This window comes from Streptomyces sp. bgisy027 (assembly GCF_057710365.1).
In genome coordinates, this window is the sequence record NZ_JBYIVZ010000018.1 from 29,078 (window position 1) to 40,511 (window position 11,434).

10 protein-coding genes and 1 pseudogene are annotated in these 11,434 nt (G+C 68.4%); 5 read left to right on the forward strand and 6 right to left on the reverse strand.

Going from position 1 to position 11,434, the window contains the following annotated elements:
- Window positions 1-51 precede the first annotated feature (51 nt).
- A complete protein-coding gene (locus AC3ETA_RS19910) occupies window positions 52-1,083 on the reverse strand; it encodes an aldo/keto reductase (RefSeq protein WP_432194252.1) in 1,032 nt (343 codons plus the stop codon).
- A gap of 32 nt (window positions 1,084-1,115) precedes the next feature.
- Window positions 1,116-2,087, reverse strand: a complete 972-nt coding sequence (locus tag AC3ETA_RS19915; RefSeq protein WP_432194253.1) for an aldo/keto reductase — start codon at window positions 2,085-2,087, stop codon at window positions 1,116-1,118.
- A gap of 224 nt (window positions 2,088-2,311) precedes the next feature.
- Between AC3ETA_RS19915 and AC3ETA_RS19920 the strand changes: the two genes are divergently transcribed.
- Window positions 2,312-2,848 carry a TetR/AcrR family transcriptional regulator gene (locus tag AC3ETA_RS19920; RefSeq protein WP_432194254.1) on the forward strand — a complete coding sequence of 179 codons (537 nt, stop codon included), beginning with the start codon at window positions 2,312-2,314 and terminating at the stop codon, window positions 2,846-2,848.
- Between the two features lie 519 nt (window positions 2,849-3,367).
- Here the strand turns inward: AC3ETA_RS19920 and AC3ETA_RS19925 are convergent.
- Window positions 3,368-4,261 carry a helix-turn-helix transcriptional regulator gene (locus AC3ETA_RS19925; RefSeq protein WP_432194255.1) on the reverse strand — a complete coding sequence of 298 codons (894 nt, stop codon included), beginning with the start codon at window positions 4,259-4,261 and terminating at the stop codon, window positions 3,368-3,370.
- A 164-nt stretch (window positions 4,262-4,425) separates the two neighbouring features.
- On the opposite strand from AC3ETA_RS19925, the gene AC3ETA_RS19930 reads away from it, so the two are divergent.
- From AC3ETA_RS19930 to AC3ETA_RS19940, 3 genes are all read left to right on the forward strand, one after another.
- Window positions 4,426-5,448 carry a zinc-dependent alcohol dehydrogenase family protein gene (locus AC3ETA_RS19930; RefSeq protein ID WP_432194256.1) on the forward strand — a complete coding sequence of 341 codons (1,023 nt, stop codon included), beginning with the start codon at window positions 4,426-4,428 and terminating at the stop codon, window positions 5,446-5,448.
- A gap of 144 nt (window positions 5,449-5,592) precedes the next feature.
- Window positions 5,593-6,462: an aldo/keto reductase gene (locus AC3ETA_RS19935; protein ID WP_432194257.1), complete on the forward strand. Its 870-nt coding sequence runs from the start codon at window positions 5,593-5,595 to the stop codon at window positions 6,460-6,462.
- Between the two features lie 171 nt (window positions 6,463-6,633).
- Complete coding sequence (locus AC3ETA_RS19940; RefSeq protein ID WP_432194258.1) at window positions 6,634-7,875, forward strand: MFS transporter; 1,242 nt, start codon at window positions 6,634-6,636, stop codon at window positions 7,873-7,875.
- 372 nt (window positions 7,876-8,247) lie between these two features.
- On the opposite strand, the gene AC3ETA_RS19945 is transcribed toward AC3ETA_RS19940, so the two are convergent.
- The 3 genes and pseudogenes from AC3ETA_RS19945 to AC3ETA_RS19955 form a co-directional block, all read right to left on the reverse strand.
- Window positions 8,248-8,649 carry an ATP-binding cassette domain-containing protein gene (locus AC3ETA_RS19945; protein ID WP_432194259.1) on the reverse strand — a complete coding sequence of 134 codons (402 nt, stop codon included), beginning with the start codon at window positions 8,647-8,649 and terminating at the stop codon, window positions 8,248-8,250.
- Window positions 8,650-8,702: 53 nt separating this feature from the next.
- Window positions 8,703-8,831 (reverse strand): annotated as a pseudogene (locus tag AC3ETA_RS19950) (hypothetical protein); the annotation flags it as partial.
- Between the two features lie 195 nt (window positions 8,832-9,026).
- Window positions 9,027-10,334: an MFS transporter gene (locus AC3ETA_RS19955; RefSeq protein WP_432194260.1), complete on the reverse strand. Its 1,308-nt coding sequence runs from the start codon at window positions 10,332-10,334 to the stop codon at window positions 9,027-9,029.
- Window positions 10,335-10,469: 135 nt separating this feature from the next.
- On the opposite strand from AC3ETA_RS19955, the gene AC3ETA_RS19960 reads away from it, so the two are divergent.
- Window positions 10,470-11,384, forward strand: coding sequence for a helix-turn-helix transcriptional regulator (locus tag AC3ETA_RS19960; protein ID WP_432194261.1), 915 nt, complete (start codon window positions 10,470-10,472; stop codon window positions 11,382-11,384).
- Window positions 11,385-11,434 lie beyond the last annotated feature (50 nt).

Consider the following 11,434-nt stretch of genomic DNA (forward strand, 5'->3'; position numbering starts at 1 on the left):
GATGGGTTCCTTACCGCGTTGTGGTTATGAATGGTCCGAGTGAATGTGGGCTCAGACGGTCGGATCTGCGGCGGGCGGCCTGAGCGGCCCATCGCCGGCACGATGGTGAAAAGCAGGTGGTTCGACAGCCATCCCCGTCAAAATGTCGAGCTGGTCCGACTCAAGCAGGATGTCCGCGGCGGTGGCGTTCGCGCGAAGCTCATGGACGGTCTCCGGGCCGATGATTACCGAGGTGACGGCGGGGCGGGACAGCAGCCAGGCCAGGGCGAGCTGGTACGGGCTCAAGCCCCATTCGCGGCTGAGCCGATCCACCTCGCGGGCCAGAGAGATCTCCGCTGCGCTGAACCCCGGTGCGCCGAATCGTTCGTCGCCGGAGACGTCACGTTCGAGGACCGCGAGGTCTGCGAGAAGGCCGCCATGCAGCGGGGCGTAGGGAATGATCGAGAGGCCGAACTGCTCGCACGCCGGGGCGAGCTCTCGCTCGGCGGAGCGGTCGATGAGGTTGTACTTTACCTGTGCGGCCACAGGAGCCTGCAGACGGCGGTCATCAGCGATCCACAGCGCGCGGGTGACCTGCCAGGCCGGGTGGTTGGAGACCCCGACGTAACGGATCTTGCCCTGCCGAATCAGATCGTCGTAGACAGCGAACGTCTGTTCCGGCCGAGTGTGCGGGTCGATGTCGTGGGCGTAGTAGAGATCGATGTAGTCGGTCTGCAAGCGCCGCAGGCTCACCTCGACCTGATCGATGATGTGCCGGCGTGACAGCCCCCAGTCATTGACGCCGAGCCCGACGATGCCATGGGACTTGGTGGCGATCACCATCTCGTCACGGCGTCCACGCAGGGCACGCCCCAGGATCTGCTCGGCAGGTTCCCGGTCGACGGCGGGGATCGCCCCAGGACGGTCGAAAACGGGCATGTTGCCGTACACGTCAGCGGTGTCGATGAAGTTGATGCCAAGATCGAGCGCAGTGCCGACGATCCGGTCTGCGTCTTCCGCAGTCGGTGCTACCCCGAAGGTGGCGGTGCCCAGCGCGATCTGCGAGACCCTGACACCGGTCTGGCCAAGGGGGGAGTACTTCATCAGCGTTCCTCGGCGTTCCTGATCTCTTCCGGTCAGGGCCTGGACTCGGAAGTCAGCGCCGAAACCGCATCCAGCTGTTCCTGGGTGAGTTCGACATCAGCGGCCGAGGCGTTGGCACGGAGTTCCTCGACCGTTTCGGCTCCGATGATCACCGACGCCACGGCAGGGCGGGACAACAGCCAGGCCAGCGAAACCTGCTGCATCCCCAGCCCCCACTCACGAGCCAGGCGGCCGAGCTTGCGGGCGATCGCGATCTCGGACTCCGAGTATCCGGGACCGCCGTAGCGCTTGTCCCCGGAGATCGGGCGGTCCAGCACGGACAGGTCGGCCAACAGGCCGCCGCGCAACGGCGCGTAGGGGATGATCGACAGTCCGAACCTCACGCACGCGCCGGCCAGCTCCTGTTCGACGCCTCGGTCCAGCAGGCTGTACTGCACCTGCGCGGCCACGGGAGCGGACACCAACCGGCGGTCATCGGCGATCCACAGAGCCTCGGTCATCTGCCAGGCCGGGTGATTGGACAGGGCGACGTACCGCAGCTTCCCCTGCCGGATCAGGTCGTCGTACACGGCGAGAGTCTGCTCCAGCGGCGTGTCCGGATCCGGAAAATGCGCGTAGTAGAGGTCAATGCGGTCGGTGCGCATCCGGCGCAGACTCTGCTCGACCTGCTGGATGATGTACCGGCGCGACAAACCGGCATCCGGGTCGAACCGGCGCTCCCCCGACTTTGTCGCCAGCACCACTTCATCCCGACGACCGACGAGGGCACGGCCGAGGATTTCCTCAGCAGACTCGCGCTCCGAAGCCGGAGGGACACCGGGACGGTCGAACGTCGAGGTCGAGCCATAGACGTCGGCGGTGTCGAAGAAGTTGATCCCCAGATCCAACGCCGCTCCCACGACACCATCGGCGTCCTGGGAACTCGGTGCCACCCCGAAAGTCGCCGTGCCCAGACAGATGCGAGACACGCGCACACCGGTCGGACCAAGGATCGAGTACTCCATCTGGTGCCCCCTTCCGCGGGCTTCAGAGCCGGGTTGAAACGTGCATGCGATCAGAGGGGCCGCCCCAGGCCGCTGCAAACCGTACCGGCCTGAACGCTAACCGATGGGTTATATTTCGGCAACGGTCGTGAGAGATTAGTGGCATGCCAGACAGAGCCCAGGCCAGAACGCGAGGCCCCTATCGCACCGGGGTCCGCCGACGCGAGCAGCTCATCTGCATCGCCATGGACGTCTTCGGCGAACACGGCTTCGCCGGCGGGTCCCTCCGTACGATTGCCAGGCAGGCCGGCGTCAGCCACGCCACCTTGATCCAGCACTTCGGGAGCAAGGAAGGCCTACTCACGGCCGTACTGGAGGAATGGGACCGCCGAACCGTAGAGAACAGCCTCACCGACGTCAGCGGCCTGGACTACTTCCGGCGGCTGCCCGAGGTCATGGCCACCCACCAGGAGAACCGAGGCCTGCTCGAGTTGTTCACGACCATCGCGGCCGAGGCCTCGAGCCCGACCCATCCGGCCCACGCGTTCATCGCGCAGCGATACACCACCAACCTGGCGGCCCTCGCCGCGCACTTGCGCGAAGCGGCCGAAGTCGGCGACATCGCTCCCCTCTCCCCCGCGCAGATCGAGATCGAAGTGCGGTTGGTCACCGCCGTGCTGGACGGCATCGGTCTGCAATGGCTCCTCGACCCTGAAACCGACATGCGCGCCGGCGTCTCGGCCTACGTCGACCGAGCCATCATTGCCTGGGGAGGCCGGTGAGATCCGGAATGGAAATCAGTCATTTCACTCCCGGATGGTCAAAAAGCCAGACAGGATGTCGAAAGCACCTCTGACATGTACAGGTTCCTGCTCCTCGCCGCCTTCGAGGTTCCGCTGATCTACGCTGCCGCAGTGTTCACAGCGACCGCCGTGCGACGGTAGGCCGGGCAAGCATCGTGACCGGGGCAGGCGGCCGCCACGGCCTCATCGCGGCACAGGGCGCACGGTGATGCGCAACCTCTTGAGACTGCCCCTCACCGGAGCTCGTGGCCGTCGATCCAATCGCGACCCAGCGCAACGGGAGCTGAGTCCATCGTCTCGAGGCCGCTCCCCCTGACCAGCAGACCGGAGCGGCCCAGGTGCGCGTCTCCCATCCCGTCGCTCATGTGCGTGCTTTCATGTGGCCAACCACATCGGTGCCACTGATCGATCGAGTCTGATCCGGACGCATAGCCGCTCGGGATGCCGCCTACGGCGGCCCGCCCTGACCGGCAGGAGTGCTGCCCACGTGCGGGGGCGCTACCGGCGTGCGTCCTCGGTGGCGGTGGATGGGCTTGCGCTGTCCTGGGTAGCCGACCAGGAGGCGAGCAGGCGCAGGCTCTCTTCGGACGGTGAGCCGGGTTCGGCGGTGTAGATGAGGAGGGTGAGGCCGGGTTCGTCGTCCACGGCGTAGCCGTGCCAAGCCAGGGTGAGATCGCCGACGACCGGGTGATTGAAGCGTTTACTGCCGGTGCCATGGCGTGTGACGTTGTGCGCACCCCAGCGGGTGCGGAAGGCGTCGCTACGGGTGGACAGCTCGCCCACCAGGTCGTGCAGGCCCTTGTCATGGGGGTTGCGGCCGGCCTCGATGCGCAGCACGTCCACGGTCATGTCGGCGATGAGATCCCAATCGGGGTAGAAGCGGCGGGCCACGGGATTCAGGAACTGGAAACGCGCCATGTTGGGCAGCTGTGCGCCCCCGTCGTAGAACTCGCTGAAGAAGGCGCGGGCGAGCTGGTTCGTGGCGAGAATGTCCAGGCGGCCGTTGACTACAAACGCGGGCCCGGCGGTGACCGCGTCCAGGGTCCACTGCAGGGTCTTGGGCGGGATCCACCTGCCGGTGCGCGTGCGTGGACGGGCCAGGGCGTCGGAGCCTTCCTGGGCCTGGGCAAGGTGCAGTAGATGGGCCCGTTCAACGTCGTCGAGCTGGAGCGCGCGGGCGACCGCATCGAGAACTGCCGGGGAGGCGCCCGCGAGGCTGCCGCGCTCCAGCTTGCCGTAGTAATCGACGCTGACGTCTGCCAGCGCCGCGACCTCACTCCTACGGAGACCAGGCACACGGCGCCGGGAGCCGGCCGGCAGCCCCGCCTGCTCCGGGGTGATCTTGGCGCGCCGCGAGGTCAGGAACTCGCGGACTTCGTCACGGTTGTCCACACTCCGACCGTACGCCGCCCGCTCCTGTTTAGGGATGTACTGCCAGTACCTGGTTCATCAGTCACTCGCTACGGGCGTGGAATGCAGGTTCCCTGGATGGCGTGGCACCCAGCCCACCCGGCCGTCCGACGCGGCTGGTCCCCCTACTGCAAGGAGCAATCCCCATGCGCGGTGTCGTGATGCACGCCCCCGGTGACTTCCGGGTGGAGGAACGCGAGGACCCCAAGATCCTCAAGCCCACGGACGCGATCATTCGCGTGGCGGCGGCCTGCGTGTGCGGCTCCGACCTTTGGCCCTACCGCGGAGCCGAGCCCTTCGAGGCACGCTCCCCCATCGGCCATGAGTACGTGGGCGTGGTGGAGGAGGTCGGCAGCGACGTCACGAGCGTCAAGCCCGGCCAGTTCGTCGTCGGCGGCTTCTCCACCTCGGACAACACCTGCGACAACTGCCGCGCCGGCTACCAGACCTCCTGCGTCCAGCGCCAGTGGATGAACGAGATGGGCGCCCAGGCACAGTACCTGCGCGTCCCGCTCGCCGACGGCACCCTGGTCGCGACCCCGGGCACCCCGGACGCCGACCTGATCCCGAGCCTGCTCACCGCCTCCGACGTGCTCGGCACCGGCTGGTTCGCGGCCGTCGCCGCCCAGGCCGGCCCCGGCAAGACGGTCGCCGTCGTCGGCGACGGCGCGGTCGGCCTGCTCGGCGTGCTGGCCGCCAGGCAACTCGGCGCGGAGCGGATCATCGCCATGAGCCGCCACGAGCCCCGGCAAAAACTCGCCCTCGACTTCGGCGCCACCGACATCGTCACCGAACGCGGAGACGCCGGCGTCGAGAAGATCAAGGAACTGACCGGCGGCTACGGCGCCCGCTCCGTCATCGAGGCCGTCGGCACCCAGGAATCAATGCTCCAGGCCATCCGCTCCACCCGCCCCGGCGGCCACATCGGCTACGTCGGCGTCTCCCACGACGTCACGCTCGACGGCCAGGACCTGTTCTTCTCCCACACTCACCTGCACGGCGGCCCCGCCCCCGTGCGCCAGTACCTGCCCCGGCTGATCGACCTCATCTGGAACCGGCACATCGACCCCGGCAAGGTCTTCGACCTCACCCTGCCACTCGACCAGGCCGCAGACGCCTACAAGGCCATGGACGAACGCCGCGCCATCAAGGTCCTACTCCAGCCCTGACCTACCTCAAACGCAGCTGCCGCCTGGCTGGCCCCCTACGACAGGCAGCTTGTCACCAGCTGTCCCGCCCAGTCCCCGGGCGCACACAAAGGATCCGAATAAAGATTCGGACACGTTTCGATGCGAACAATGAACGAGGAAAACATGAGCAATCCGTCTGACCGTCCGGCCGTGGCGAGCGGCACCTTCGCTCTCGGAGGTGACCTGCCGCTACACAGGCTCGGCTACGGCGCCATGCAGCTCACAGGCCCGAACGTGTGGGGCGAGCCTGCCGATCGCGACGAGGCGATCAGGGTCCTGCGCCGGGCTGTCGAGCTTGGTGTCACGCTGATCGACACCGCCGACGCCTACGGGCCGCACGTCAACGAGAGCCTGATCGCCGAGGCACTCCACCCGTACGCCGACGAGCTGGTGATCGCGACCAAGGGCGCGAACACCCGGCCGTCAGCCGAGGAGTGGATCCCGAACGGGCGCCCGGAGTACCTGCGCCAGTGCGTGGAGGGGAGCCTGGAGCGTCTGAAGCAGGAGCGGATCGACCTCTACCAGCTGCACCGGGTCGACCCGACCGTGCCGTTCGCCGAGCAGGTGGGCGCCCTCGCACAGCTGCGGGAGGAAGGCAAGATCCGGCACGTCGGGCTCTCGGAGGTGACGGTCGAGCAGTTGGTGGAGGCGCAGCGGCACGTCCCGATCGTGTCGGTGCAGAACCACTACAACCTCGCCGAGCGGGGGCACGAGGACGTGCTCGAGCACTGCGAGCGCGAGGGCATCGCGTTCATCCCGTGGTTCCCACTGGCCACCGGCCAGCTGGCGCAGCCGGGCAGCATCCTCACCGAGGCCGCCGCCCGCCGCGAGGTCTCTCCGGCGCAGCTGGCCGTCGCCTGGCTGCTGCACCGCTCCCCGGTGATCCTTCCGATCCCCGGCACCTCCAAGGTCGCCCACCTGGAGGACAACGTCGCCGCGGCGACCATTTCGCTGACCGACGACGAGGTCGCACAGCTGAGCGCCCTCAGCTGACCCGGCGTTGGGGCCCCCTGCCGCCCCCGTCGGCAGGGGCCCGGAGGCCTGAGAGCAAACAGGTGCGTCAACTGCTCGCACCTCCCATGCACACGTCCTTCCACACGTCCGACGACGCACGTCCCATGGGAGCGACAGCTTGATCACCACCGCTTTCAGGAGCACAAGGGAATGAGCACGCGAGGAGGAATCCTCCACGCTTCCGAGGACATGCGGGCACAGGACGCCGAGCGTACGACCCCCCGGCTGCCCTCCGTCATCTACGTGCTGGCACTGGGCACGTTCCTGATGGGCACCAGCGAGTTCATAGTGGCTGGTCTGCTGCCCGAGATGGCGGCGGACCTGCAGGTGAGCACGGCCAGGGCGGGACTGTTGATCACGGTCTTCGCCCTCGGCATGATCGTCGGCGCGCCGCTGCTAACAATGCTGATGCTGCGGCTCCCGCGGCGGCTGACGCTGGTACTCGCCCTCGGTGTCTTCACCGTCGGACATGTCGTCGTCGCGATCAGCTCCGACTTCACGGTGCTCATGGCGGCGCGATTCCTGACTGCGATGGCGACCGGGGCGTTCTGGGCGGTTGCCACTGTGGTCGCCGCACACGCCGCTGGGCCCGACACGAGTTCCCGGGCCATGGGTATCGTCGGCTCCGGCGCCATGCTCGCCAACGTCATCGGCGTTCCGCTGGGCGCCTTCGCCGGGCAACTCGCCGGCTGGCGGGGACCGTTCTGGGCACTTGCGGCCCTCTCAGCCGCAGCCATGCTGCTCCTGGACAGGCACGTCCCGCGCGACCATCCGGACCGGCAGTCGGTATCGATCCGCGCCGAGCTAATGGCGCTGCGCTCCCGCCGGCTCTGGCTGACGCTGGCGGCCTGCGCAGCCACCCACGGCGGCGTGCTGTCGACGTACTCCTACATCGTCCCGCTACTGACCGACCGGACCCATCTCGCCGCCGGCCTCGTGCCGCTGGTGCTCCTCGGTTTCGGTGGCGGCGCCTTGACGGGATTCCTCATAGGTGGCCGCCTGGGAGACGTCCGCCCCTTCGCGACGACCGTCACGGCGGCCACGGCGGCCACCATCATTCTGCTGGCGATCTGCCTGCTGTCAGGCTTCGCCGTGCCCACGGTCCTCCTGCTCGTCCTGCTGGGACTCTTCGGACTCGGCGCCAACCCGGTGCTGATGTCCCTCGTGGTCCGTTTCGCAGGCAAGGCACCCACCCTGGGATCGGCCCTGACCGTCTCGGCCTTCAATCTCGGCACTGCGGCCAGCTCCTGGATCGCCGGGCTCGCCCTCGACTCGGCCTTGGGGCCCACCGGTCCCGCCCTGATCGGCACGGCCTTCGCCGCGCTGAGCATCATGTCCACGGTCGCCCTCTCCATCGGCCAGCGTCATCGCTCCGCGACCGCCGCCGTCTAGGCACCGCGGCGGCCTGCCTGCCTGCCTGCCGACAAGCGTCCGCCCGCCGTACCTGAAGCAAGCGCCGCCTCATGGCGATCGGAGAGCACATCTCGCGCGCACCCCTCATGTGCATCGCCTGTGAAGTCCGGGACGTCTGGAGAGACGATGTACACACTCCCCACGCGAGGGCAACTGCCGTCGGCGGGCAGTCCGGGCACGATGACCAGGCTCTCTCGGTAGCCGTCAGGCAGGGGGGACTTGTCAGAGCCTCGCTGCGACGGGGGTCAGCGAGACTGCCCACCCTGCCACCTGGGCGGGCGCGCCGACCGCGGTGGCCTCCTCAGCAGCCCAGTCCTGCACGGCCAGCCGGTTCCAGGACCCGCTCGGCGATCACGAGTTCCTCCCTCTCCGCCTGGCTGCTGCCGCTGCGTGGACCACCTGGGCCAGTCGCCGCACCTGGCGCTGATCGCTCCGGTTCAGCCCACGGTAGTTGCTGACGTCGACGCCGCCGAGCCGGATCGTGCCCATGGTGGGTGTGGTCAGACCCAGGGCACAGCGGGCCATCGTGGTCTTGCCGGAGCCGCTCTCGCCGACCACGCCGAGGGATTCGCCCTCACGGACGTCGAGCGAGACGTCGTGCAGTGCCGTCGCCTTCTGTGTCCGGTCTCTCCGGTATGTCTTCGTGAGGCCGCTGACGAGGAGGAGGGGTCGCCGCCAGGGGCGGAGGATGGCGTACCCGGACTGGTCGGGCGGAGTCGGAGGCCGTCGCCGATCTCGGCGATCCGCGCGCACGCGGAGGCCCGGTCCGCCGTAAGGGAAAGCAGTTCGGGACGGCTCTTCATACAGGAGTCGTGTCGCCACTTGCACCGCTCCGCGAACGCGCACCTGTCGGTGACGCTGCCGGCGGTGGGCACCTGGCCGGGCGGGGAGACCAGCCGGTCCACGAAGTGGGAGACTGGAGGTTCGGCCAGCATCAGGCCAAGACTGTAGGGGGGCCGCGGCGAGCGCGCGCGGCGGCCGGGGCGTCCTCCAGCACGGACCCGGCGTACATGCGACGGCTGCAGGCCGAGTGGTTCGCATCTCGGACGGATAGCCGTACAGCACAGCGGGACAGGTGGCGAGATCCTCGTCCGAGGGGAACGGGAGGCACCGCATTCCCTTGGCGGCTTCTAACACCCTCCCCTCGGGCGGGAGGCCGACAAGGGGCGGCTGCTTCCTCCGAGGCCTGAGGCGACGGGCGGCTCTGAGCGACGCCGATTCCGGATGACGGTGATGGTGATGGTGATGGTGGAGATCAGAGTCAGTGCCGCGATGACCGCACCGACCACGGCAGGTCCGGTTACCCCGAGGGTCGAGTCGAGGGCGAGCCCGGCCATCCAGGAACCGGCGGCCGTACCGAAGTTGAACGCCGAGACCGTGAGTCCGGACCCCAGGGTCGGGGCCCGACCAGCGAAGCGTACGGCCAGGGAGATCAGTACCGGGTTGGCACCGAGGCCGAAGAGGCCCAGCAGTGCGACCAGCACGATCGTGGGTGCGGCGATGCCGGACAGCAGGCAGAGCCCCAGCAGCAGGACTGTGGTCGTTCCGGCCGCCACGATGGTGGTCGCATGCGGGCGGGTGTCGCCCAGGCGGCCTCCTAGGAGGGAGCCCGCCAGAGCACCGGCTCCGAAGCCGACGAGTACGAGCGGTACGAGGCCGGCGGCGAGGCCTGTCCGGTCGGTCAGCAGGGGCGAGATGTAGGAGTACGTCGACAGCACGCCGCCGGTCGTTGTCGCGCAGGCCGCCAGCGTCAGCCAGAGCGGGCCGGAGCGCAGCGCGGACAGCTCGGAGCGGATCGACACCGACTGCTGGTCCGGGCCGTCGTGCGGGACGTACCGGGCGATCAGCCCCATGGAAGCCACGGCGAGGACGGCGAGTGCCCAGAATGGTCCCCGCCAGCCCATGGCATGCCCGGCGAAAGCGCCGAGCGGTACACCGATGACGGTGGAGAGCATGGCGCCGGAGCCCACGACGCCCAGGGCGCGGGAACTCGCGGCGGGTCCTACGACGCATGCGGCCACCACGTTGGCCACGGCCCAGAAGGCCCCGGTCGCGAGCGCCGTCAGAAACCGAGCCGCGAGTAGCAGCTCGAAACTCGAGCCGAGCGCGACGATGACGTGTCCGAGGGCAAAGACGCCCAGGGCCAGCACCAACGTCATCCGCCGGGGCAGCCGCAGCGTCAGCATCGACATCAGCGGCGCGCCGACGATCATGCCGACGGCGAACACCGTGATCGACAGCCCTGCCCGGGCCACGCTCACCTGGAGATCGTCCGCCATCTCCGGCAGCAGACCCGCGATGACGAACTCGGTCGTGCCCATCAGGAACGTGCCCATCGCCAGCACGTAGACGACAGACGGAAGGCGGGCTGCCCCGGGCTCACGCTCCTCAGCAGGTGTGCCGTCGGAAGCGTGGAGGACTCCTCCTCGCGGTGCCATGATTCTCTCTCCAGAAAGGGGTGACCGAGCTGACGACTCCACGAAACCCGTCCTGGCCCCGTCGAGGAAGGCCGTGTTTATGGGGGGTATAAACTCAACCTCCCTCCGCGACGGTGCACGGCTACCGTGGAACACATGGACCACAGCCCCGACCGTGCCGGCATCCGCACCGACATCCGGGACTTCCTCGCCACCCGACGAGCCAAACTCACCCCCGAGCAGGTCAGGCTCCCCACCAGCGGCCGACGCCGGGTTCCGGGGCTGCGGCGCGAGGAGGTCGCTGTTCTCGCCGGCGTGAGCACCGAGTGGTACACGCGGATGGAGAGAGGGCATATCGGCAGCGTCTCCGACGACGTCATCCACGCGGTCGCGCAGGCACTGCACCTGGACGAGGACGAGCGCACTTACCTCTTCGACCTCGCCCGCGCCACCCGGCCGGCCACCCGTGCACCGCGCCGCCGCAAGGATGTGGAGGTGCCGCCGTCCGTCCAGTGGATGCTCGACTCCATGACGATGTCGTCGGCCTTCGTGCGAAACGGCCGCATGGACGTCACCGCCAGCAATCCACTGTTCCGGGCCCTGCATACGCCGATGTTCGAGAGCGCCACCACCGACCGGCGCGGTCGGCCCAACATCGCCCGCTACATCTTCCTCGACTCGAGCTCGGAGGACTTCTTCGTCGACTGGGAGGCCGCCGCCGTGCTCACCGTCGCGCTGTTGCGCGCCGAAGCCGGGCGCGAGCCCCACGACCGGGCCCTGCGCGACCTCGTGGGCGATCTGTCCACGCTGAGCCCCGAGTTTCGCAGCCAATGGGCCGCGCATGACGTTCGTATCCATCACAGTGGCACCAAGCGGCTGCAGCACCCCGACGTCGGACGCATGGAGTTGACCTACCGCTCCATGGACCTGCCGCTCTCCCACCGTGCGGTGCACGACCTGACCATTTATACCGCCGAGCCCGGCACGCCCTCCGAGGACCGGCTCAAGGTCCTCGCCAGCTGGGCGGCAACCCAGCCCCAGCCACAGAGCCCACCACAGGAGAGTCACTGAGACCGGCCTTACGGACTTGGCATCAGCGTTGTCACCAGCTCTGTCACCCT